The 23,776-nt window shown below is 67.0% G+C and carries 16 protein-coding genes; 4 read left to right on the forward strand and 12 right to left on the reverse strand.

Annotation, left to right across the window (positions count from 1 at the left end; translation table 11 throughout):
• Positions 1-50 precede the first annotated feature (50 nt).
• Together AC5P6H_RS07170 and AC5P6H_RS07175 are read left to right on the forward strand one after the other, a co-directional pair.
• Positions 51-1,727: a long-chain fatty acid--CoA ligase gene (locus AC5P6H_RS07170; protein WP_014647008.1), complete on the forward strand. Its 1,677-nt coding sequence runs from the start codon at positions 51-53 to the stop codon at positions 1,725-1,727.
• A 161-nt stretch (positions 1,728-1,888) separates the two neighbouring features.
• Positions 1,889-2,761 (forward strand): crotonase/enoyl-CoA hydratase family protein, encoded by an 873-nt coding sequence (locus tag AC5P6H_RS07175; RefSeq protein WP_014647007.1) that lies wholly within the window; start codon positions 1,889-1,891, stop codon positions 2,759-2,761.
• A 70-nt stretch (positions 2,762-2,831) separates the two neighbouring features.
• Here AC5P6H_RS07175 and AC5P6H_RS07180 read toward each other — a convergent pair whose 3' ends face one another.
• The 8 genes from AC5P6H_RS07180 to AC5P6H_RS07215 all read right to left on the reverse strand — a co-directional run bounded on the left by AC5P6H_RS07180 (position 2,832) and on the right by AC5P6H_RS07215 (position 14,792).
• Positions 2,832-5,009, reverse strand: a complete 2,178-nt coding sequence (locus tag AC5P6H_RS07180; RefSeq protein WP_046430396.1) for a response regulator — start codon at positions 5,007-5,009, stop codon at positions 2,832-2,834.
• Positions 5,006-6,151 (reverse strand): cyclic di-GMP phosphodiesterase response regulator RpfG, encoded by a 1,146-nt coding sequence (rpfG, locus tag AC5P6H_RS07185; protein WP_032959453.1) that lies wholly within the window; start codon positions 6,149-6,151, stop codon positions 5,006-5,008. Before rpfG ends, AC5P6H_RS07180 begins: the two co-directional genes overlap by 4 nt.
• A 205-nt stretch (positions 6,152-6,356) precedes the next feature.
• Positions 6,357-7,868 carry a lysine--tRNA ligase gene (gene lysS / locus AC5P6H_RS07190; protein WP_012480078.1) on the reverse strand — a complete coding sequence of 504 codons (1,512 nt, stop codon included), beginning with the start codon at positions 7,866-7,868 and terminating at the stop codon, positions 6,357-6,359.
• Positions 7,869-8,055: 187 nt separating this feature from the next.
• Positions 8,056-9,696 carry an acetolactate synthase large subunit gene (locus tag AC5P6H_RS07195; RefSeq protein WP_478406475.1) on the reverse strand — a complete coding sequence of 547 codons (1,641 nt, stop codon included), beginning with the start codon at positions 9,694-9,696 and terminating at the stop codon, positions 8,056-8,058.
• A 62-nt stretch (positions 9,697-9,758) separates the two neighbouring features.
• On the reverse strand, positions 9,759-11,144 hold the full coding sequence (locus AC5P6H_RS07200) for an NAD-dependent succinate-semialdehyde dehydrogenase (RefSeq protein ID WP_049440099.1): 1,386 nt from the start codon (positions 11,142-11,144) through the stop codon (positions 9,759-9,761).
• 652 nt (positions 11,145-11,796) lie between these two features.
• Entirely contained in the window at positions 11,797-12,579 is a 783-nt protein-coding gene (locus AC5P6H_RS07205) for a helix-turn-helix transcriptional regulator (protein WP_021204557.1), read from the reverse strand.
• 156 nt (positions 12,580-12,735) lie between these two features.
• Positions 12,736-13,861, reverse strand: a protein-coding gene (prfB, locus tag AC5P6H_RS07210) for a peptide chain release factor 2 (RefSeq protein WP_014037064.1) whose coding sequence is annotated in 2 segments (ribosomal slippage) — positions 12,736-13,785 and positions 13,787-13,861 — 1,125 coding nt in all. Because the reading frame shifts where the segments join, the coding sequence is not laid out codon by codon here.
• Between the two features lie 70 nt (positions 13,862-13,931).
• Entirely contained in the window at positions 13,932-14,792 is an 861-nt protein-coding gene (locus AC5P6H_RS07215; RefSeq protein ID WP_032959458.1) for a LytTR family DNA-binding domain-containing protein, read from the reverse strand.
• Between the two features lie 175 nt (positions 14,793-14,967).
• Here AC5P6H_RS07215 and AC5P6H_RS07220 point away from each other — a divergent pair, with 175 nt between their 5' ends.
• Positions 14,968-16,167, forward strand: a complete 1,200-nt coding sequence (locus tag AC5P6H_RS07220) for an acyltransferase family protein (RefSeq protein ID WP_495202432.1) — start codon at positions 14,968-14,970, stop codon at positions 16,165-16,167.
• Between the two features lie 102 nt (positions 16,168-16,269).
• On the opposite strand, the gene AC5P6H_RS07225 is transcribed toward AC5P6H_RS07220, so the two are convergent.
• Positions 16,270-19,182, reverse strand: a complete 2,913-nt coding sequence (locus tag AC5P6H_RS07225) for a DUF2135 domain-containing protein (protein WP_227864418.1) — start codon at positions 19,180-19,182, stop codon at positions 16,270-16,272.
• 142 nt (positions 19,183-19,324) lie between these two features.
• Entirely contained in the window at positions 19,325-21,082 is a 1,758-nt protein-coding gene (gene recJ / locus AC5P6H_RS07230) for a single-stranded-DNA-specific exonuclease RecJ (RefSeq protein ID WP_241886774.1), read from the reverse strand.
• A gap of 148 nt (positions 21,083-21,230) precedes the next feature.
• On the opposite strand from recJ, the gene AC5P6H_RS07235 reads away from it, so the two are divergent.
• Positions 21,231-22,271 carry a DUF1176 domain-containing protein gene (locus AC5P6H_RS07235; protein WP_049440092.1) on the forward strand — a complete coding sequence of 347 codons (1,041 nt, stop codon included), beginning with the start codon at positions 21,231-21,233 and terminating at the stop codon, positions 22,269-22,271.
• A gap of 112 nt (positions 22,272-22,383) precedes the next feature.
• Here AC5P6H_RS07235 and AC5P6H_RS07240 read toward each other — a convergent pair whose 3' ends face one another.
• On the reverse strand, positions 22,384-23,301 hold the full coding sequence (locus AC5P6H_RS07240) for a Regulatory protein, RpfE type (RefSeq protein ID WP_014646995.1): 918 nt from the start codon (positions 23,299-23,301) through the stop codon (positions 22,384-22,386).
• A gap of 4 nt (positions 23,302-23,305) precedes the next feature.
• The gene (gene greA, locus AC5P6H_RS07245; protein ID WP_181453298.1) at positions 23,306-23,770 is read right to left on the reverse strand and encodes a transcription elongation factor GreA; all 465 of its coding nucleotides are present in this window, start codon (positions 23,768-23,770) and stop codon (positions 23,306-23,308) included.
• Between the last annotated feature and the right edge of the window lie 6 nt (positions 23,771-23,776).

The following is a 23,776-nucleotide window of genomic DNA, read 5'->3' on the forward strand; positions in this document are numbered from 1 at the left end:
CGATACGCTCAGGGCCGGACCTAATACATCACGATTCCTGGAGGGGGAATATGAGTCTGGATCGTCCCTGGCTGCAGAGCTATCCGAAAGGCGTTCCCGCCGAGATCGACGTCAACGAGTTCCATTCGGTAGCTTCGGTCTTCGACGCTTCCGTCGCGAAATTCCGCGACCGTCCCGCCTACTCCAGCTTCGGCAAGGTCCTCACCTACGGCGAGACCGACGCGCTGGTCGAACAGTTCGCGGCCTACCTGCTCGGTGAGCTCAAGCTCAAGAAGGGTGACCGCGTCGCCCTGATGATGCCCAACTGCCTGCAGTACCCGGTGGCCACCTTCGGCGTGCTGCGCGCCGGCCTGACCGTGGTCAACGTCAACCCGCTGTACACCGCCCGCGAGCTCAAGCACCAGCTGGTCGATGCCGGCGTGACCGCGCTGGTGGTGGTCGACAACTTCGGCGACACCGTCGAGCAGGTCATCGCCGATACGCCGGTCAAGCATGTGGTCACCACCGGCCTGGGCGACCTGCTCGGCGCCAAGGGCGTGATCGTCAACTTCGTGCTGAAGTACATCAAGAAGATGGTGCCCAACTACCATCTCAAGGGCGCGGTGCGCTTCCGCCAGGCGCTCAAGCTCGGCAGCCGCCACAGCCTGCCCAAGGTCGAGATCGACCACGACGACATCGCGTTCCTGCAGTACACCGGCGGCACCACCGGCGTGGCCAAGGGCGCGATGCTGACCAACCGCAACCTGATCGCCAACATGCAGCAGGCCTCGGCCTGGATCAGTGCGTCCGGCATCGAGATGGGCAAGGAGTGGATCATCACCGCCCTGCCGCTGTACCACATCTTCGCGCTGACCGCGAACGGGCTGGTCTTCATGAAGTTCGGTGGCTGCAATCACCTGATCACCAACCCGCGCGACATGAAGGGCTTCGTCAAGGAGCTCAAGTCGGTGCGTTTCACCGCCATCACCGGCGTCAACACGCTGTTCAACGGCCTGCTCAACACCCCCGGTTTCGACACGGTCGACTTCTCCTCGCTGAAGGTCACCCTGGGCGGCGGCATGGCGGTGCAGCGCGCCGTCGCCGAGCGCTGGAAGAAGGTCACCGGCGTGACCCTGGTCGAGGCCTATGGCCTGACCGAGACCTCGCCGGCAGCCTGCATCAACCCGCTTACCCTGACCGAGTACAACGGCTCGATCGGCCTGCCGATCCCCTCCACCGATGCCTGCATCAAGGATGACAACAGTGCCATCCTGCCGCTGGGCGAGGTCGGCGAGCTCTGCATCAAGGGCCCGCAGGTGATGAAGGGCTACTGGCAGCGCCCGGAGGAAACGGCCAAGGCCATCGACGCGGACGGCTGGCTGCATACCGGCGACATGGCCAAGATGGACGAACACGGCTTCTTCTACATCGTCGACCGCAAGAAGGACATGATCCTGGTGTCCGGCTTCAACGTGTACCCGAACGAAGTCGAGGACGTGATCGCGATGATGCCGGGCGTGCTGGAAGTGGCCGCGGTCGGCGTCCCGGACGACAAGTCCGGCGAGGTGGTGAAGGTGGTCATCGTGAAGAAGGACCCGAACCTGACCGCCGAAATGGTCAAGGAGCATGCCCGGGCCAACCTGACCGGCTACAAGCACCCCAAAATCGTTGAATTCCGAAAGGAGCTGCCGAAGACCAACGTCGGCAAGATCCTCCGTCGCGAACTCCGCGATACGCCCGCCCAGTAAGGGTTTGCGGCAATCTGGACAGTGCAGGGCCCGGGGCGGAAACGTCCCGGGCCCTTTCGCATGCGACGCCGCTGAGGCGGTGTAGCATCGCCGCGTGTGTGGACCGTTCGGCCCGCCGGCCACCCACCTGACACTGCGGGCCGCATGCCGAGGACCCTTCCATGAGTACCATCGAAAAGCTGCCTTCAAGCGGCTCACCGTTCGCCACCATCCGTACCGAAGACAGCGCCGACGGCGCTGCCCACTGGCTGTTCATGCACGCCGATGCCGCCACCGGGATCCGTCCCTGCTGCCGCAAGGACATGCTCGACGAAATGTGGAGCTACATGGCGGCCATCACCCGCAGCCCTGCCGAACGCCACAACGGGACATTGCGGCATTTCGTGCTGGCCTCCGATGCCGTCGCCTACAACCTGGGCGGCGACCTGGACCTGTTCACCCGCCTGATCCGCGAAGGCAACCGCGACCTCCTGCTGAACTACGCCCAGCGCTGCGTGGAGGGCGTGCACCACCTGCACACCGGGTTCGGCGGCGACGTCCGTTCGATCGCGCTGATCCAGGGTGACGCCCTCGGCGGCGGCCTGGAAATGGCCCTGGCCTGCCACACCATCGTCGCCGAGGAAGGCAGCGGACTGGGCCTGCCGGAGGTGCTGTTCGGCCTGTTCCCGGGCATGGGTGCGTACTCCTTCCTGTGCCGGCGCGTGTCCCCCCACCTGGCCGAGAAGATCATCCTCGACGGCCGGGTCTACAGCGCCGAGGAGATGCACGCGATGGGCGTGGTCGACGTGCTGGTGAAGAAGGGCGAAGGCCGGGCGGCGGTGGAGGAACTGATCCGCCAGCAGCAGCGCACGCCGCAGTCCTATCTGGCGATGAACGCCGCACGCGCCATCGCCCAGCCGGTCAGCTACGACGAACTGCTGGAGATCACCAAGGTATGGGTCGATTCCGCCCTCGCACTCGGCGACCGCTCGCTGCGCACCATGGATCGCCTGATCAAGGCCCAGACCCGTCGCGCCAGTCTCGACGCGGCCTGATTCCTCCCCTCCCCCAGGATGGGTTCAAGCCCGGCTGGCCACCGGGCTTTTTTTGGGTTCACGCCACGCCTCAGCGCGCTTCACCATCATCGGCGGCGCCGCGCATGCGGCGTTCGGCCCGCGCGTCCAGCGCGCGCCGACCTTCCTTGATCGCCTCCTGCAGGATGCCCAGGCGCTGACGCCATTCGGTCTTGAGCTGCCAGTCGGCCATCCGCATCAGCTCGCCGGCACGGTTGGACGCGCGCATCAGGCCGAGATTGCTGGCCACGCCCTTGATCGCGTGGGATTGTTCGCGGAACACATCCCACTGCGTGGCCTCGCCGGCCTGCTCGGCCTTGCCCATGCAGCTCGCCACGTCCTCCAGGCACTGGCGGATGAACTCACGTTCGAAGCCCTCGCCCATGCCCAGCGAAGCCAGTTCGTCCAGCACGCTGCTGTCGAGCACGCCATCCTGCAGCGGCGCCGCCGGTCGCACCACCGGTGCGGCCATGGTCTTCAGCTGGGCATTGCTGGCGATCTCGGCCAGCGTATCGAGCAGGCGCACCGCAACGACGGGCTTGGCCAGGAAGGCATGTGCGCCGGCCTGGGTACAGCGCTGGATCGCCTCGGGCGTTACATCCGCACTGAGTACCAGTACCGGCGTGCGCGGACCGCCGCCGGCCTGCATCACCCGCAGTTCCTTGAGCATGTCCAGCCCGCTCATGCCCGGCATGTGCAGATCGACGATGACCGCGTCGAACTCGCTGTCGGCCAGCGCATCCAGCACCGCCTCACCGCCGTCCACGCACAGCACGCGATGGCCGGCCTTCTGCAGCAGGCGCTGCAGGACCATGCGGTTGGCCTCGTGGTCGTCGGCCACCAGGATCTGCATGCTGCGCACGCGGGCGCGATGGCGCAGGAACGGATCGGCAAAAGCGATCACGTTGCCGCCCGGGCCCGCGTCTTCGTCGCCGCTCAGGCTCGGCACCGCGCCCGGCACCTGCGGCTGCGGCGGCGCGAACGGCAGCTCGACCCAGAAGTGGCTGCCGCGCGGCGGGTTTTCCAGATAACCGATGTCACCGTCCATCGCCTCGACCAGGCCTTTGGCGATGGTCGTGCCCAGCCCCGTCCCCTCGTGGCGGCGCGCCATGCTGACATCGGCCTGCTCGAACGCGTCGAACAGCCGTGCACGCATGGCAGGTGGCACGCCGATGCCGGTGTCGAGGATGTCGAAGCGCAACCGCACCGCCCCGCTGGCATCGGCCTGCACCACGCCGACACGTATCTCGACCCGGCCATGGTCGGTGAACTTGACCGCGTTGCCGGCCAGGTTCAGCAGGATCTGCCGCAGGTGCCCGACATCGCCGCGCACGCGTGGCGGCACACCATCGGCCACCTTCACCCGGTAATCCAGCCGTTTGGCCTTGGCCTGTGGCAACAGGATCAGACCGATCGCCTGGATCACGTCGGCCACGGCGAAGTCCTCGGCCACCACGCGCAGCTTGCCGGCCTCGATGGCCGAGATGTCCAGCACTTCCTCCACCAGTGCCAGCAGGCTGCGCGACGACGCCTGGATGGTGTTGAGGCACTCGCGCTGCTCGTCATCCAGGCGCGTGGTGGCCAGCACTTCGGTCATGCCGTTGAGACCGTTCAACGGCGTGCGGAACTCATGGCTCATGTTGGCCAGGAACCGGCTCTTGGCCTCGCTGGCGCGGCGCGCCTCGGCCATCGCTTCGGTCAACTGCCGCAGCAATGTCGAGAAGTACAGCGGCACCGCTGCCAGGCCCAGCCAGAGGCCGATGGCCAGGCGGAAATTCTGTTGCCAGTAAGGCGTCAGCATCACGGTGCAACCGAAGCTCACCATCGCCATGGCCACCGCCACGTACAGATAGTGGTTGCCAAAGCGCATGCCATTGCCGACCGTCACCCACATCACCACGATGTAGACCCAGGCCAGCGGCTCACCCATCTGCACCATGCCGGCAGCAATGAGGCCGTAGTCAGCCAGCATGCCCAGCACGCGGCGGGGATCGGAACGCGCCGGCCGCCACAGCAGCCAGCCGAACAGCAACAGTGACAGGCTCAGGCCGGTCAGCACGATCGCCAGCACACCGACGTACTGGGTATGCGGCAGATCGTGGCGCGGTGCCGGCAACAGTACGTAGGCCAGGATCAGGCTGATCAGCACGATGCGGACGATCTGCTGGCCGTGCTCGCTGTCCTGGCGCTGGGACAGGCGCAGCCGCAGCTGCGACAACAGGCGTTTCACGCGCCCAGCCCCGGGCGCGCGGACGCCATCGAATGCTCGGCGCAGATCTGGTCGAGCTGTTCGCGGCCGCGCAGCAGCGCGTCCACGCATCGGGGATCGAACAGGCGGCCACGCTGGGCGTAGAGATAAGCCAGGGTGGCTTCCATGGTCCATGCTTCCTTGTACGGACGGGGCGAAATCAGGGCGTCGAAGACATCGGCGACGGCCACGATGCGCGCTTCCAGCGGAATCGCGTCGCCGACCAGCCCATCGGGATAGCCACTGCCGTCATAGCGCTCATGATGACGCAGTGCGATCAACGCGCCAACCTGGATGAAGCGATTCTGGCTGCCGCTCAGCAGTTCATGGCCAATCCGCGGGTGCCGGCGCATGATCGCCAGTTCTTCCTCGTTGAGCTTGCCCTGCTTGAGCAGCACCGCATCGGGAATGGCGATCTTGCCCATGTCATGCAGCGGCGCAGCCATTTCGATCAGGCGCACCTCCTCTTCGGGCAGCCCGAGCTGTTCGGCGATCAGTCCGGCCACGCGCGCCATGCGCTCCAGGTAGGCGCTGGTGCCGGCATCACGGAACTCGATCGCGCGTGCCAGCCGCGACAGCGTTTCGCGCTCGCGCTCTTCGACCTCATGCATGCTGGCCAGCAGGCGCTGCTCCAGCGACAGCGCCCGCTGCTTCACGTTCTCGGTCTGCTGGCGCAGCTGCAGCAGGTTGTAGCAGCGCGCCCGCAGCTCGCGCGGGCGGATCGGCTTGACCAGGAAGTCGATGACGCCTGCTTCCAGTGCCGCTTGCCGGATCGGCTCGTCACCGACCACGGTGATCAGGATCACCGGAATGTCACGGTGCTTGGGCAGGCGACGGAAACGACGGGCGAATTCCAGCCCATCCATCTCCGGCATGCGGTAATCGAGCAGCAGCAGGTCGACCGGATGGGCTTCGCACCAGGCCAATGCGGTCAGCGGGTCTCCGAAGTCATACACGCTCAGTTCCGGCGCGATGTCTTCGATGACGTGACGCAGCATCGTCCGGGCCGAAGTCTGGTCGTCAACGATGACGATGTTCAACGCGTACTCTGCCTGGTTTCTCGACCACGCTGGATCATCAGCAGGCGAGGATACTCTGCCGCTGCGAACGCTCGCACCCTGCATCGGCCTGACTCCCGTGTCATGCGTCCCGATTCATGATCGTCATCACAATGTGAAGCGGACTCCCCACACCGTGCCCTCCCCCTGGCGCCGATCAAGCCATAACAGGCGTCAAGGTAGTGCAATTACGATACGCCGAGTGCGGGACGCGTCAATCGCGCCGTCTCGTTTCGGGACGGCGCGCACAATCGGGAGTCAGAAAGGCGACTTACTGCTCCGGACGCATGTACGGGAACAGCAGTACATCGCGGATCGAGCTGCTGCCGGTCAGCAGCATCACCAGGCGATCCACGCCGATGCCGAGGCCGCCGGTCGGTGCCATGCCGTACTCCAGCGCACGGATGTAGTCGGCGTCGTAGTGCATGGCCTCGTCATCGCCACCTTCCTTCGCCGCCACCTGGGCCTGGAAGCGCTGGGCCTGGTCTTCCGGATCGTTCAGCTCGGAGAAGCCGTTGGCCAGCTCCTTGCCGTTGACGAACAGCTCGAAGCGGTCGGTGTAGCCCGGGTCATTGTCGTTGGCACGGGCCAGCGGCGAGACCTCCACCGGATGGTCGGTGATGAAGGTCGGCTGGATCAGGGTGTGCTCGACGGTGGCCTCGAAGATCTCCAGCAGCAGCTTGCCCCAGCCGTAGGACGGCTTGACGCGGATCTTCAGGCGCTCGCAATGGCGCAGCAGCGCGTCGCGGTCGGTGCAGTCCGCCGCAGAGATTTCCGGATTGTGGTGGCGCACCGCCTCGTCCATGCGCCAGCGGCGGAATGCCGGGCCCAGGTCGATCTTCGCGCCGTCCCATTCGACCTCGGTGCCACCGTTGACGGCCTTGGCCACGTCACGGATCACGCCTTCGGTCAGGTCCATGATCTCGTTGTACGTGGCATAGGCCTCGTACAGCTCCATCATGGTGAATTCCGGGTTGTGGCGGGTGCTGACGCCTTCATTGCGGAAGTTGCGGTTGATCTCGTACACGCGCTCAAGGCCACCCACGGTCAGGCGCTTGAGGTACAGCTCCGGCGCCACGCGCAGGTACAGGTCCAGGTCCAGCGCATTGTGGTGGGTGGTGAACGGCTTGGCCGCCGCGCCGCCGGGGATGTAATGCATCATCGGCGTCTCGACTTCCAGGAAGTCGCGGTTGTCCAGCCACGCGCGCATGGCGCGGATGATCTTCGAGCGCTTGATGAACACCGCGCGCGACTCCGGGGTCACGATCAGGTCGACGTAACGCTGGCGGTAACGCTGCTCGACGTCGGCCAGGCCATGCCACTTGTCCGGCAGCGGGCGCAGCGACTTGGTCAGCAGGCGGATCGATTCGGCCTTGACCGACAGCTCGCCGGTCTTGGTACGGGTCAGGCCGCCTTCGACGGCGATGATGTCGCCCACGTCCCAGCCCTTGAAGGCGGTATAGGCATCGCCCAGCACCGCGCCCTGCAGGAACAGCTGGATGCGGCCGGACTCGTCCTGGATCTGCGCGAAGCTGGCCTTGCCCATGATGCGCTTGGCCATCAGGCGGCCCGCCATCTTCACCTGGCGGCCGTTGCCTTCCAGGGCCTCGGCGGTCCAGGTTTCGGCATCTGCGAATTCTTCCTGCAGGCGGCCGGCGAAGTCCTCGCGACGGAAGTCGTTCGGGTACGCGATGCCCTGCCCACGCAGCGCTTTGAGTTTCTCACGGCGCTCGGCGATCAACTTGTTTTCGTCGACGGGGGGGGTATCGGTAGCTTCGCTCATGGATCTGCGGGAATCGTGTAGTGAGGGGGGATGCAGCGCCCGGCACAGCCGGTTGCCCAGCATACCAAAACCGCCCAGTCCCAGCCCTGGGCCGGGCCCGCCCCGGTAGCCGCCAACCTTGGTTGGCGCTGTGCGTGTCGACCAAGGTCGACACCTACCGGGCGGATCGGCCGGCCCTGCTCCGCCGCTACCTGTTGCCGGGGAACGCCTGGCGCAACTCATCCACCAGCACCCGCTGGTTCTCCGAATAGTCCACCGGCACCGACACCAGGTGCACCCCGCCCTCGTTGAAGGCCGCTTCCAGGGTCGGGATGAACTGCTCGATGGCCGTCACCTCGTGGCCCTTGCAGCCATAGGCCTCGGCGTACTTCACGAAATCGGGGTTGCTGAAGGTCATGCCGTAGTCGGTGAATCCGTCCACGGCCTGCTTCCAGCGGATCATGCCGTAGGCACCGTCGTTGAGGATCAGCACCACCAGGTTCAGGCCCAGCCGGCGGGCCGTCTCCAGCTCCTGGCTGTTCATCATGAAGCCGCCGTCGCCGCACACCGCCAGCACCCGCCGCTGCGGATACAGGATCGAGGCCATGATCGCCGACGGCAGGCCCGCGCCCATCGTCGCCAGCGCGTTGTCCAGCAGCAGCGTGTTGGCCACCTGGGTGCGGTAGTTGCGCGCGAACCAGATCTTGTACATGCCGTTGTCCAGCGCCACGATGCCATCCGGCGGCATCACCTGGCGCACGTCGCGCACCAGCCGCTGCGGGGTGAACCCGACCTCTTCGGCCCGGTCGGCCAGGTGTTCGAGGATGGTCGCGCGCAGCGGCAGCAGCGCAGCGGCATTCGGCACCGCGCCCTCGATGCGGTCGGCCAGCTGGGTCAGCGAACGACCGATATCGCCGATCACCTCCACCTGCGGGAAATACACCTGTTCCACCGCCGCCTGCGAGTACCCGATATGGATCACCGTCGGCCCACCCGGGCGCATCACGAATGGCGGCTTCTCGGTGACCTCGTGGCCGATGGTCACGATCACGTCGGCCTGGTCGATCGCCATGTGCACGTAATCGCGCTCGGTCAGCGCCGCGGTGCCCATGTACAGGCCTGAACCACCGGCCACCGCGCCCTTGCCCATCTGCGTGGTGAAGAACGGGATGCCGGCGCGCAGCACGAACGCGGACAGCGCGTCGCTGGACTGCGGCCGCGAGGCCGCCGAAGCGATCATCAGCAGCGGCCGCTTTGCATTGCGGATGAGCTCTGCTGCCCGATCCAGCGCCTCCGGGCTGGCAATGGGACGGTCCACCGCGTGCGGCGGAATCAGCGCCACGCCCTCGACCTCATCGGCAGCAATGTCTTCGGGCAGCTCCAGCAACACCGGGCCCGGGCGCTCTTCCTGGGCGACACGGAACGCCTCGCGGACGATGGTCGGAATGGTGCGTGCCGAGACGATCTGCCGCGCCTGTTTGGTCAGCGGCTTCATCGTGCCGACGATGTCGACGATCTGGAAGCGCGCCTGCTTGCTGGCGACGATGCCCTTCTGGCCGGTGATCATGATCACCGGCCACGCACCCAGCAGCGCATAGGCGGCGCCGGTGGTGAAGTTGAGCGCGCCCGGGCCGAGCGTGGCCAGGCATACGCCCGGCTTGCCGGTCAGGCGGCCGTAAGTGGCCGCCATGAACACCGCCGCCTGTTCGTGGCGGGTGATGACCAGTTCGATGCTGGAATGGCGGAGCGACTCGACCACGTCGAGGTTTTCTTCGCCGGGAATGCCGAAAATGCGCTCGACGCCTTCGTTCTCAAGTGCGGCGACGAGCAGATCTGAACCCTTGGACATCGGATGCCGTCCTTTGTGCTGGACTGATGGTGGATCGTTGCAGGAAGGATGAGAGCCGCGCGTCAATGCTTGTCGAACCACACTGTCTGCGCGTTGACGAATTCACGGATGCCGAAGTGCGAGAGCTCGCGGCCGAAGCCGCTCTTCTTCACACCGCCGATCGGCACGCGAGGGTCGGAAGCGGAGAAGCCGTTGACGAACACACCGCCGGTCTGCAGCCGGCGCGCCAGCTGCATGGCCCGCGCGCGGTCACCGGTCCACAGGTTGCCGCTGAGGCCGAACTCGCTCTGGTTGGCCAGTTCCACCGCGTGGTCGGCATCGCGGGCGCGGCTGATCGAGGCCACCGGCCCGAACGTTTCCGTGTCAAAGGCCTGCATGCCCGGCTCCACGTCCGCCAGCACGGTGGGCGCATAGAACGCGCCCGGACGATCGAGCTGATGGCCGCCGACGAGCAGCTTCGCGCCTGCGTCCACCGAGGCGCGCACCTGCGCGTCCAACTGTTCCAGCAGGTCCTGGCGTGCCATCGGACCAATGCGATTGCCCGCTTCACGGCCATCACCGATGGTCAGCGCCTGCACTTTCTGGCAGAACTGCGCCACGAAGCGGTCGTACACCGCGTCTTCAACGATGATGCGCTTGCCGGCAATGCAGACCTGCCCGGTGTTCTGGAAGCGCGAGGTCACCGCCGCATCGACGGCCGCATCCAGGTCAGCGTCAGCCAGCACGATGAACGGATCCGAGCCGCCCAGTTCCAGCACCACCTTCTTCAGCGCCTGCCCGGCCTGGGCAGCGATGCTGCGGCCTGCGGCCACGCTGCCGGTCAGGGTGACGGCGGCGATGCGGTCATCGGCGATCGCACGGCTGGTACCCTCGCGGCTGATGTTGGCGGCGATGAAGGTGCCTTCCGGCAGCCCGGCATCACGCCAGGCGGCATCGAGCAGCTGCGCGGTGCCGACGATGTTCTCGGCCGGCTTCAGCAGGAAGCCGTTGCCGCCCATCAGGATCGGTACCGCCGCGCGCATCACCTGCCAGTACGGGAAATTCCACGGCATGATGCCCAGCACCACGCCCAGCGGCAGGTAGGACACGTTAGCCTTGTCGTCGGGCACCTGGGTCGGCTCGTCGCGCAGGAACTGCGCACCGTGGTCGGCGTACCAGTCGCACAGCACGGCACACTTCTCGATCTCGGCCAGTGCTTCGGCCTGGACCTTGCCCATTTCGGCAGTGGCCAGCGCGGCCAGCGTCTCGCGGTCACGGCGCAGTACGCCCGCCATCGCACGCAACACCTGCGCTCGCTGTTCCAGGCTGCGGGCGCTCCAGGCGGCGAAACCGGCCTGACCGCGATCGAGGATCGCTTCCAGCTCGGCATCCGTGGCGAAGGGATGGCTGGCGATCTGCTGGCCGGTGGCCGGATCGCGGGAAATGGCGGTGGTGGGGGCAGCGGACATGCAGGTCTCCTGGTGTCTCGACGACGGGCGGCGGCCCGTCTCCTGCACAGGAATGTGGACCCGATTGGCGGAGGCAACAAGGCGTCTGCTTATCCTGTGACCTGCACTTACCTGTCTGAATGGGGGCTCTTGCAGGGCTGCGCCCTGCACCCGCAGAGGCAACGGCAACAGCCGAAGCAGCAGCAACAGCGGGCTATCCGTGGGATGGCGAGGTGGGTCCGGTTGCGGGAGACGCCGTAAACCCGTCCTTGGGGGCTTGGCCGCGGCATCCATGCCGCGGACACTCCCGCAACCGGACCCACCCCGCCTTCGACGGTTTTCCGCGATCTGTCGGAAATGCTCTTGGGGTCAGATCCGTTTTCCATAGGAAAACGGATCTGACCCCGGAATTTCTTTCGATATCTGACAGATGTGTCGACCAAGGTCGACACCTACCAACAGCCGCGTGAACCTTTCAAAGGTGGGGCGGTGTCGGAGTGCGGGGTGTCAGCCGCATGCATGCGGCTGCCAAGCCCCCAGGGACGGGTTTACGGCGTCCCCGCACTCCGACACCGCCCCGCCAACCCACGGAATCCAGCTCTAGCTCTGGCTCTGGCTTTGGCTTTGGCCGTTGCATTGAGCAGGTGCAGGGCTGCAAGCCCTGCCGACCAACCTACCTACGCGGCAGGTAAGTGACCAGGGAAAGATCGTGCCGGCTCTCCGGCACCAGCGCCACGTACTGCAGGTCCAGCAGCCCGCGCGTGGGATGGTTCAGCTTCTTCGCACCCTCATCGAACCGGCGCACGTCGTGCTCCGGCCACCACTGGCGGAACTCCTCGCTATGCGCCGCGATGTCCTCCACCAGCGCCAGGAACGGCGCCTTGTCCGGCGCCTGCGCCATCGCCGCACGGAAGCCTGCCAGCAGGCCGCGGGTCATTTCTTCCCAGTTGAGGATCAGCGTGCGGTACGGCGGGTACAGGAACATCAGCCGCAGCGTGTTGCGCTCATGCGGCGCCAGTTGGCTGTAGTCCACGAACAGATCGGCGATGGCCGGGTTCCAGGCCAGGATGTCGAAGCGGGTGTTGCGCACATAGGCCGGGATCGGCTGCATCGCCTCCACCAGCTGGCGCAAGCCGTCGGTCACGCTCTCGTCCGGTGATTCCAGCGGCACGCCGTAGCCGGAGAGCGCGAACGCGTAGGCGCGTTCGTCGTCGCTCATGCGCAGCACCTGCGCCAGGCGCTCCAGCACCTCGGGCGAGGCGCGCACTTCACGGCCCTGCTCGATCCAGGTGTACCAGCTGACGCTCACCCCGATCGCCAGCGCGACTTCCTCGCGCTTCAGGCCCGGGGTACGCCGGCGCCCGGCCGGCAGGCCGAGCGTGGCAGGATCGACACGGGCGCGGCAGGCCTTGAGAAAGCCGCCGAGTTCCTTGCGTTCACTTTCGCTGCGCATCATCGCTACCGCCGTACCCGTTGTAGCGTCGAGCCATGCTCGACGCATCTGCTACTGCGCCAACAGCAGCCGAGCATGGGCTCGGCCCCACATCGGAAGCGTGATCAGCCACCCTCGGCGTTGCGCACGAGGGTGACGATATCCGCGCAGGCGCGCCGATCAGGCATCGACGCGCTTGGAGCCCACGGCCAGGCCGGCCTTCAGGCTGGCCTCGACGAACTCGTCCAGGTCGCCGTCCAGCACCTTCTGCGTGTCCGACCGTTCGATGCCGGTGCGCAGGTCCTTGATGCGGCTCTGGTCGAGCACGTAGTTGCGGATCTGGCTGCCCCAGCCGATGTCGGACTTGGTGGCTTCCACCGCGTCCTTCTCGGCATTGCGCTTCTGGATCTCCAGTTCATACAGCTTGGCGGCCAGCATCTTCATCGCGTTGTCGCGGTTCTGGTGCTGGCTGCGGCCGGTCTGGCAGGCCACGACGATGTTGGTCGGGATGTGGGTGATACGCACCGCCGACTCGGTCTTGTTCACGTGCTGGCCACCGGCACCGGACGAACGGTACACGTCGGTACGCAGGTCGGCCGGGTTGATGGTGATGTCGATGTTGTCGTCGATTTCCGGCGACACGAACACCGAGGTGAAGCTGGTGTGGCGGCGGTTGTCCGAGTCGAACGGCGACTTGCGCACCAGGCGGTGCACGCCGGTCTCGGTCTTCAGCCAGCCATAGGCATAGTCGCCTTCCACGCGCAGCGTGGCCGACTTGATGCCGGCAACGTCGCCACCGGACACTTCCATCAGTTCGGTCTTCCAGCCGCGCGACTCGCACCAGCGCAGGTACATGCGCAGCAGGATCTCGGCCCAGTCCTGGGCTTCGGTGCCGCCGGCACCGGCCTGGATGTCGACGAACGCCGCCGCATTGTCCATCTCGCCGGAGAACATGCGCTGGAACTCCAGCTTCTCCACGTGGGCCTGGTGCTTGTCCAGGTCGGCGACCACGGCCAGGGCGGTGTCCTCGTCCTGCTCGGACTCGGCCAGCTCCAGCAGCTCGGTGGCATCGTTCAGGCCATCGAGCACCGAGGCGATGCCGCCCACGGTCTTTTCCAGGCTGGAACGTTCGCGGCCCAGGTTCTGGGCGTACTCGGCGTTGTTCCAGACGTCGGGGCTTTCCAGCTCCCGCGTTACTTCTTCAAGACGCTCTTTCTTGGCGTCGTAGTCAAAGATACCCCCGAAGCGACAGCACGCGATCGGTCAGATCGGTGATGCGCTGGCGGACAGGATTCAGTTCGATCATGTCGGCGGTTATGCATTCAAAAGATGACTGGTAATGATACCGCAGGCTGCGGGTGCCCGGAATGAGGGCCTCACCCTGCCCCCAGCGCCTGCCGCAGCAGCGGCAGCTGGCGCCGGCTGCACGGCACTTTCGCCCCGTCGGCCATGTGCAGCAGGGCCTCGCCACCGTCCAGCGGCTCGATCGAGCGCAGCTGGCCCCGATGGATCAGCCAGCTGCGGTGCGGGCGCAGGAACTCGCCCGGGTCGAGCCGCTGCTCCAGCACCGCCATGGTGATCCGCAGCGGATAGTCGTGGCCGCGTACCCGCAGGTTCACATAGTTCCCCGCGGCCTGGGCATACTCCACGTCCGCCGTGGCGACCAGGAACTCCTTGCCCAGCTTGCGCACCAGGAAGTGCTGGGGGCGCTCGACCGGCTCCACCGGCGGGCCGACGTCCGGCTCGGCCAGCAGGCTCGCCTCGCCCTGCCTGCGCCGGCCGAACCAGCTGGCAAAGTGCTCCAGTGCCACGAACATCGCAAACGTGCGTACATCCTTCAGGTATTCGTAGGCAAAACGCTCCAGCCAGCCGGCATCATCCTGGTAGCGATGGCCCAGCGACCCGTAGGCCAGGTGCCGCAGCAGCACCATCCCCACCACGTGCAGCAGCGACCAGCCGACGCTGGCCAGCAGATACAGCGGCAATCGCCGCTTCCAGGTATCGGCATGCAGCGGCCAGCGCTCGCAGCCCCACCACAGCAGCGGCAGGGTCAACAGGACCAGGCCGAGGCTGCTGAACTCCCAGATCATCGGCTCCCACAGCCCGAGATCGGCGCCGCGGCGACTGGCGTCCATCACTTCCACCAGCGCATTGGTCACTGCCGAGGCCGACAGGATCGCCGCCCATACCAGCAGCCGGGTTGAAGTACGCCAGCGCGATGGTCGGCCCTGAGTCATTGCTGCATCCATGTCGTTGCGGTGCTCCAGCCTGCCTCAAGGGACAAAGGGTAGCGGCTCCATTGATCCCACCACCCCCGCCATTGGTCACTGCGTCGGTTCCAGCGGCCCCTTGCCAGTCGCCGCACGGACCGGGCGGCGTCACCTTGGCTCGACTCTCCGGCACACCACCACCATGACCCGACGCTACGACATCGACGCCCTGCGCGTGTTCGCCTTCGCCCTGCTGATCCTCTACCACACCGCCATGGCCTACGTGGACGACTGGGGCTTTCACCTCAAGAGCGTGCATACCGCCGAATGGCTGCAGTGGCCGATGCTGTTCGTCAACCGCTGGCGGATGTCGCTGCTGTTCCTGATCTCGGGTATCGCCATCGCGCTGATGCGGCCGGAAGGCAGGTTGCTGCGCTTCGCCGGCCTGCGCACCTGGCGGCTGCTGCTGCCGCTGCTGTTCGGCATGTTCGTGATCGTGCCGATCCAGCCCTATTGCGAAGGCGTGGCCAACGGCCACGTGGTACCCGGCTTCGGCCAGTTCCTGCTGCGCTACTGGCAGGTGCGGCCGTGGCCGGAAGGCAGCTTCGCCGGCTGGCAGTACGGCATCACCTGGAACCACCTGTGGTACCTGGCCTATCTGTGGAACTACACGCTGGCCTTGGCCCTGTTGATGCCATTGCTGGGAACGGCGGTGGTTCGCCGCGCGATGGCGCTCTGCGCAGCATCGCCGATGCTGCTGATCGGCCTTCCGTCCGCCCTGCTGCTGGCCTGGGTGATCTGGCTGGAGCCGATCTACCCGTCCACCAATGCCCTGCTCGGCGACTGGTACCAGCACGCGAAGTACGCGACGGTGTTCCTGGCCGGCTACCTGCTGGGTCGTGAACCGGTGTTCTGGGAGCGCGTGGTCGCCCTGCGCCGCACCACGCTATGGCTGGCGCTGGCTGCCGTCGGCTGGTATCTGGGGTTGCGCATCCTCGGCCAGGTATTGCCCGCCGATTCCCAGCTGCGGCAATGGCCCGAACCGTTCTGGGACCTGCAGGGCCGGGCCAGCCAGTCGCTTTACGTATGGACCGCGCTGCTGGCCATCCTCGGCTGGGGAAAGGTCTTCCTCGATCGCCCGTTCCGCTGGCTGCCGTACTGCACCGAGGCGATCTATCCCTGGTACATGCTGCACCAGAGCCTGATCATCGTGCTGCTGTTCTGGCTCAAGCCACTTCAGTTGGGCCCGTGGATGGAACCGGCCCTGCTGCTGGCCGGTACTGTCGGCGGCTGCCTGCTGATCCATGAGTTGCTGATCCGTCGCGTGCGTTGGCTGCGGCCCCTGTTCGGCCTGCGTGCGAATCCGCCGGCGGCGCCAATGGCGCGCACCGCAGTAGTGTAGAGCCGAGCCCACGCTCGGCTGCTTCTGCCATGAGCCGAGCGCAGGCTCGGCTCTACATTGAGGCAGTCGAGCCAGCTCGACTCTACACGGGTGCCCGAGCGATCAACGCACCTCGAACTCGCCCACCAGCACGGTTTCGGCGCGATCCTTCAGCCGCATCGTCACCATCTGGTCCTTCTGCTTGGCCGTGCCCCAATGGGTGGTCAGGCGCAGCATCAGCGTCGTCGCACCGGTCACCAGCTGCTGGCGACTGCCGAAATAGTTCGCCTCGACCTTGTACTTGCCCGGCTTGGCGTTGCGCAGCGAGAACTGCTCGGGGCCATAGCCGCCGGTGAAGTCCTGCGACATCCGCCCGCCCTGGTAGGTCTGGCGGTTGCCGTAGTAGGCACGCTCGCCGTTCGGGTCGGTCACCCACAGGTCCATGTCGCTGTTGTCGGCATCCCAGGACAGCACCACGCGCAGGTCCAGCGGCATTGCCTGCAGCAGGCGCGGGTCGATGGCCGAGGTATCCAGCCGTGGCGTGCTGCGCGCCACCAGGTTGGTCAGCTCATCCAATGCGATCAGGGCGATGCCATCGAAGCGGCTGTCCCACGGCCGCACCACCACCTGGTACAGCGGCGCCAGCGCCTGCTGCGGCTTGCCGGCCGCTGCCAGCGCCAGGCCCAGGTCGCGGAAGCTCTGCGGTTCTTCCTGGCCCATCGCCAGCACCTGCTCGAACACCGGCACCGCCAGTGCCGGGGCATCAGCCTGCATCAGCCGGTAGCCGAGCACGCGCAGCAGATGCCGGTTGTCCAGATCCATCTCGGCCAGGTTCGACAGTACCCGCAGTGCCAGTTCGCGCTGGCCCTGCTCCAGCAGCAGGTCGGCCACATCGAGGAAGAACGCGCTGCTGTCGGCGTGGGCATCGCGCTCGGCCAGATAGCGGTCGTAGAGTTGCGACGGCGGGCCCTCGCGCAGGCGCCGGGCGATGGCCGAGTCCGGCTGCCAGGCCGCCAGCTGGATGCCGAGTTGGCCGTCGTTGGCAGCAGCGGGCGCAGCGACACGGCCACCAGTGACCGTGATTGAATCCAGGGCCTTGTTCGATGCAGGCGCTGAGCGACGCGCACGCGCGCTGCTGGCTTCCATGCGCTGCTCGGCGGCGGCGGCCATCGGTGCCGGGGCGGGTGGTGCCGCCGGGGCCGGCGCGGCGAGCATCGCCACCGGCGCTGATTCCATCGCGTAGTCCGCGGAGGCCACTTCGAGTGCCCCGCCCTTCGGCTGCGGCGGCACACCCTTCGGCCAGCTGCGGTTCCACCACTGCTGGCGCTCCTTCCAGCGAGCGGCCACTTCATCCAGGCGCTGGCGATCGGCTGCGGCGCGATCACTTACCTGCACTGCAAACCTGGCGTCGTACTCGGCGCGCAACGTGCCCGAAGGGCGGATCGCATAGCGCAGGTAGTCCTCCAGCGTCTCCAGCACGATCAGCGAGGTATCCGGCCCGACCAGGCCGAACTGTTGTGACAGGCGCTGCATCGCCTCACGGTTGCCACGGCGGTCGGCGGCCAGCTGCTGCAGGCGCGCCTGCGCCCACAAGCCTGCCAGCAGTTCACCGTCTTTGCTCTTCTGCGTGGCGGGCAGCGCCTGCCATTCGCCGCCACCCACGCGCACCCGCATCGGCACGCCGTCGGCCGCCAGTCGTGCATGCAGCCACAACCAGCCCTGGGCTTCACTGCGACGATCGATCACCACGTCCTGCACGCCGCGCCCTGCATCGACCTGCACATCCAGCGGCGACGACAGCAGCTCACGGGCGGCCAATTCGACATCCTTCCCCAGCGCTACGAAGCGACCGCCATGCGCTTCGCTCCATCCACGCAGTCGCACGGCATCGGTGCGCGCGCCGGCGCTGCTGACCGCAAACAGGCGTTGGTCCGGCGCCATCGCCGGCAGCTGTTCCGGCCCATAGGTCAGCAGGCCATCGCTGAACAGCAGGTATTCCTTCACGCTCGATTGCGGCTGCCACTGCGCCAGCGCGCTGGCACCGTCCGGGCGTACGGCCTGCAGTGCCGCACGCAGCTCACTCCAGTTACCGGCGCGGATGCGGAAGCGCCTTACCGGCTCGGCGCGATCCCGCAGCACGGTCAAGGCCACGGTGCCGTCACCCAGCGCAGCGAAGTAGCGATCCAGCAGGGCGAACTCCCGTGAGCGATCGCGCTGTCCCGCCGATCCGGAGCCGTCCCACAGCAGGCCGATCTCGCTGGGCAGCGTGCGCGGCTTACTGCTGGCCGCCACCGGCAGTTGTGCCAGCAGGTAGTGCCCATCCTGCCAGGGCGCCACCTGGACCTGCGCCTGACGTGCTGCCGGCAGGTTCCACTGCAGCTGCTGCGGCAACTGCGCGCCCTTGCCCTGCCACAGCAGTTGGCCCGCGCTGATGCGGAAGGGTGCCGTACCTGCAGTGGTCGCGCCGGGTGTCTGCAGTTTCAGTTCAACCGAGGCCGCGCCGGCGGCGAACTGCAGCGGCAGCGTCCACTGCCAGCCTTGTCCGGCGAAGGCCAACGGCTCGCGAATCACCAGCTCCACGCGCCGGCTACCGCCGGCCGGCAGCGGGTAGATGCGCAACCGGAACTGGTTGCCGGCGGTCTGTTCCAGCAGGCCCGGGTCGACCCCGCGACGGGCGATCTCCTCGAACACCTGGCGGCCGCGATCCTTGGGCACCGGCACCGCGTCACGCATCTCGCCGTTGATATCCAGCGCGAAGCCGCTGACCTGCTGACCGTCGGCCAGCGGGAACTGCAGCTCGCCCTCCAGCACGCGCCGGTTCGGGTTGTGGAATTCCAGTGTGATCCGGGTCTGGGCGATGCCGGCCTGGACTTCGCCTTCGATGCGGGCGTGTCGCAGCTGCACCGCCTGCTCGGCGGCCGGGGCAATCAGCAAAGGCATGCTGGCCTGCGGCCGGGAGATCGGCGGCGACTGCGCGCCAGCGGGCCAGGCCGCGAGGGCCAGCAACAACACAGTGCAGCAACGGACGAAGACCATGAGCGGACTCCAGTGGGATCGTGAACCTTTGAACGCACCAGCAACCGTAATGGGGTTGGCGCCCCCAAAAAGGGGACGGAGGGGATTAAGTCGCAAGTGGCAAACAAGGCACAAGCGACTTAATCCCCTCCGTCCCCTTTTTCTATGCGGGCAGGCAGTGCTCCACGATCAGCTGGATGGCGCTGCCGCCGCGATAGTCGTCGCAGGCGAGGCGATAGGCGAGATGCACATGGCGACCGGGCGCGTTGCCGTGCCAGCCGCCGAAGTGGATCGCGTTGATGGTGCCGGGCACGCCCGGCAGGCGCAGCTCCAGCTTCAGGTGACGCTCCTTCAGCACGCGCCAGTTGGCCACTTCGAAGTGGCCGTCGAACAGCGGCTCGGGGAAGCCCTGGCCCCATGGGCCTGCCAGACGCAGCGCATCGGCATGGCGATGATCGAGTTCGTTGGCGGCCAGCTCACCGTCGCTGAGGACCTGCTGCTGCAGTGCCGCCGGATCGAGCATTTCCAGCACCACGGCGACGAAGGCGGCCTTGAAGTCATCGACGTGGTCACGCCGCAGGCTGAGCCCGGCCGCCATGGCGTGGCCGCCGAAGCGTTCGATCAGGCCCGGATGGCGCGCGTCGACCAGCGCCAGGGCGTCACGGATGTGCAGGCCGGGAATCGAGCGCGCCGAGCCACGCAGGGTGTCGGCGCCCGGTTCGGCCGGGGCAAAGGCGATCACCGGGCGATGCAGGCGGTCCTTCATCTTCGACGCGACCAGGCCGACCACGCCCGGATGCCAGTCGGCATCGAACAGGCAGGCCGCCACCGGTCGCTGACCGGCCATGTCCAGCACCACCCGGGTCAACGCCTGCTCGGCATCGTCGGTCATCGACTGCTGCACGGCGCGCCGTTCCGAATTGATCTGCTCCAGCGTCTGCGCGATCTCGCGCGCCTGGCGCGGGTCTTCGGTCAGCAGCAGCGCGATGCCCAGCGCCATGTCTTCCAGCCGGCCCGCGGCATTCAGGCGCGGGCCGAGCGCGAAGCCGATGTCGGTGGCTGTGAGCCGCGCGGCATCACGGCCGCTGGCTTCGATCAGCGCACGCAGGCCGACACAGCCCTGCCCCGCGCGCAGACGCCGCAGGCCCGCGCTGACCAGTGCCCGGTTGTTCGGATCCAGCGCCACCAGGTCGGCGACGGTGCCGACCGCCACCAGGTCCAGCAGCGTGGTCAGGTCCGGCCCCTTGCCATCGGCGAAGACGCCGGCCTCGCGCATGTGCCGGCGCAGCGCCATCAGCACGTAGAAGATCACGCCGACGCCGGCCAGCGACTTGCTGGGGAAGGCATCACCGTCGAGATTGGGATCGACGATGACATCGGCCGGCGGCAGCTGCGGCCCGGGTAGGTGATGGTCGGTGACCAGCACCTGCCAGCCCCGCGCCTTGGCCGCGGTCACACCCGCATGGCAGGCGATGCCGTGGTCGACCGTAACCAGCAGGTCCGGCTGCAGCTCGGCCAGCTCCTCCACCAGAGAAGGTGACAGGCCGTAGCCGTGCACCATTCGGTTCGGCACCGCGTGGAAGACATGCTGCGCGCCGAGCATGCGCAGGCCACGCACGCCGACCGCACAGGCGGTGGCGCCATCGCAATCGAAATCGCCGACCACCAGGATGCGCTTGTCATTGGCGATGGCCTCGATCAGCAGACCCACCGCATCATCGATGCCGGTCAGCAGCTCGGGGGCGTGCAGATGGCCCAGTTTCGGCTGCGCCAACTCCGGTGTACCCGCGCCCCGGTTGGCATAGAGACGCGCCAGCAGCGGCAGCGTGCCCTCCGGCCAGCTGCCGGGCGCAACCGCATCGCGGCGGCGGATCGTCGGCGTATCAGGGAATGGCTGCACAGCATCGGCGGCAAGGGACATCGGCATCGCCGGGTTGCGGAAGACATCCCCATGATAGCGCGGGGTCGGATCTCTCTGCCCGCAGGAGGCTCCCCCCCCCTGATCGCGAGCATTTGGAATCTGCCAGCATATCTTCCATGCTTGTCGGCCCTGAAATGGACTTCAACGCATGCATCGCACGCTGCTTCCCGCGCTGCTGGGCCTCGCACTGGCCCCGGCCGCCCACGCCGCCACGCCCGAACCGAAGGCCGGCGTGCAGTTCCAGCACAACGACTGGTCGCTGGCCTGTGACAACACCCGCACCTGCCGCGCCGCCGGCTACAGCCCGGAAGAACCCGGCAATCTGCTCAGCCTGATGCTGGAACGCGCGGGCGGCCCGGGTACGAAGGTGCTCGCGCGGCTGCGCAACGGCGAGGATGGCGAAAGCCCGACGCCGACCGGGGCGCTGCGCCTGCGCCTGAACGGCAAGGACCTGGGCCCGGTGCACGACACCGGCGACGGGGACAACGTGTTGTTGCAGCAGGCACAGACCGATGCACTGGTCGCCGCACTGCCGCGCCAGGCACGCATCGAGATCATCGACGGCAAGGGCAAGGCGTGGCCGATCTCCGACAGCGGCGCAGCGGCCGTACTGCTGAAGATGGACGAGGCCCAGGGCCGGCTGGGCACGCCCGGTGCGCTGGTGCGGCGTGGCGACAAGCCCGAAGCGAGCGTGCCTGCGGCGTTGCCGGTGCCAGTGATCGTGCGCGGCACGCTGATGGCACCGCGCGCCTCGGACGCGGCGCTGGCCAAGGCACCGGGCCTGCGCAAGGCGCTGATCGCCAGCCTGCCGAAGCCGGATGAGTGCGGCCGCCTGAGCGATGGCGGGGCAGATGAGATCGAGATCCAGCGACTGGACGCCCAGCATGTACTGGCAAGCACCAGTTGCTTCGTGGGTGCCTACAACATGAGCAACGCCTACTGGGTGGTGCGAGACAGATCGCCTTACCAGGCGACCTTTGTCACCAACCTGGCCGAAGATTTTGACCGCGATGACGCTACGCTGCGAGGCCGCTCCCGAGGCCGCGGTGTCGGCGATTGCATCTCCGCCAATGACTGGGTGTGGGACGGGGAGCGCTTCGTGAAGAGCAGCGATTTCACGACGGGCCAGTGTCGCAATATGCTCGGCGGGCACTGGACACTGCCGACGGTGGTCAGCGAGGTCCGTTGAGGCGCCGCTACCTGCGGTAGTGCCGGCCGCTGGTCGGCAACCCCGACAAACCCTGGGGGTCAGAGCCGTTTTCCGATGGAAAACGGATCCGACCCCGATCGGTCGACCCCGATCAATCGTGAAGCTGCCGCGGCTTCTTCCAGAACTGCCAGCGCTGGCCGCGGTCCAGCTGGAACTGCAGGCCGTCCTCGAAATCGAGCACCAGCCGCTGCAGCTCGCCACGCTTGAGCGCGGCCAGCAGCGGCCGGATTGCATCATTGCCGAGCTGCTGCAGCGAACGCAGCTGGCGCAGGTCGACCAGTGCATCCACCGCCTGTTCGCCATCCACGGCTACGCCAGCCGCCAGGGCCAGGCCCTGCAGCAGGGCATCGCGGCTGCGCACCTGTGCGTGCGGCGTGCTGACCGACACCGGCATCACGCCACCGCCCCAGAACCACAGCGAATTGATCGGCTGTTGTCCCTGAGCGGCGCGCTGCTGGTTCCAGGAATGGTTGTGCAGCAGTACCTGCGCTTCGGTCATCAGCGCCCGCCAGCGACGGCCGCCCTCGCCCTCCGGCAGATGCGAGAACAGGTCATCGCCCAGCACCTCGTCCGGACTATTGAAGTCCGGCAGCACCAGGTCGATTGGAAGCCGCAGGTACCAGCGCGACGGGTCCGGTGCGTCAAGCACGAACCCGGCATCGGCAAACAAGGGCTGCAGCACCGGCAGCAGGGCCAGGCTGTCGGCCAGCGTCGGCCGCAGGGTTTCGCCGTAGGCCATCATCCGCGCGCCATGCATGTCCGGCACCATGCAGGCCGGATCGGCACGCAGCCAGCTGGCGCCGGCCGCATCGCCGACGTCGCGCTGGCGGGTCAACGCGGCCACCGGCCAGTGCGGCGCGGCAACCGCGAAATGGCGCGTCAGCTGCGCGCGTTCGCCAGGCGCGACCTGCACGGTCGTGGCACGGCCGAGCGCACGTGCCACATCGTCCGGCAACGCAGCCGCGGCAAAGCGGCTGCGGGCCGGCAACAGCAGGGTCGCCGTTGCCACCGTGTCAGTCCACGTAGCTGACGCTGACGATCTCGTACTCGCGCTGGCCGGCCGGGGCGTCGATCACGATCGAATCGCCTTCCAGCTTGCCGATCATCGCGCGCGCCACCGGCGAGGAAATCGCGATCAGGCCCTGCTTGATGTCCGCTTCCAGGTCACCGACGATCTGGTACTTCTTCTCTTCGTCGGTTTCCACGTCGGCCAGCGTCACGCTGGCGCCGAACACCACCTTGGAGCCGGCGTTGAGCTTGCTCACGTCGATGATCTCGGCGTGCGACAGCTCGCCTTCCAGCTGCTTGATGCGGCCTTCGATGAAGCCCTGTTCCTCGCGCGCGGCGTGGTACTCGGCGTTCTCCTTCAGGTCGCCATGCTCACGCGCTTCGGCGATGGCGGCGATCACCTTCGGGCGCTTGACCGACTTCAGGTGATCCAGTTCGTCGCGCAGCTTCTGCGCGCCCTTCATGGTGATGGGGGC

It is taken from the genome of Stenotrophomonas sp. YJH_SMC_110 (assembly GCF_059369255.1).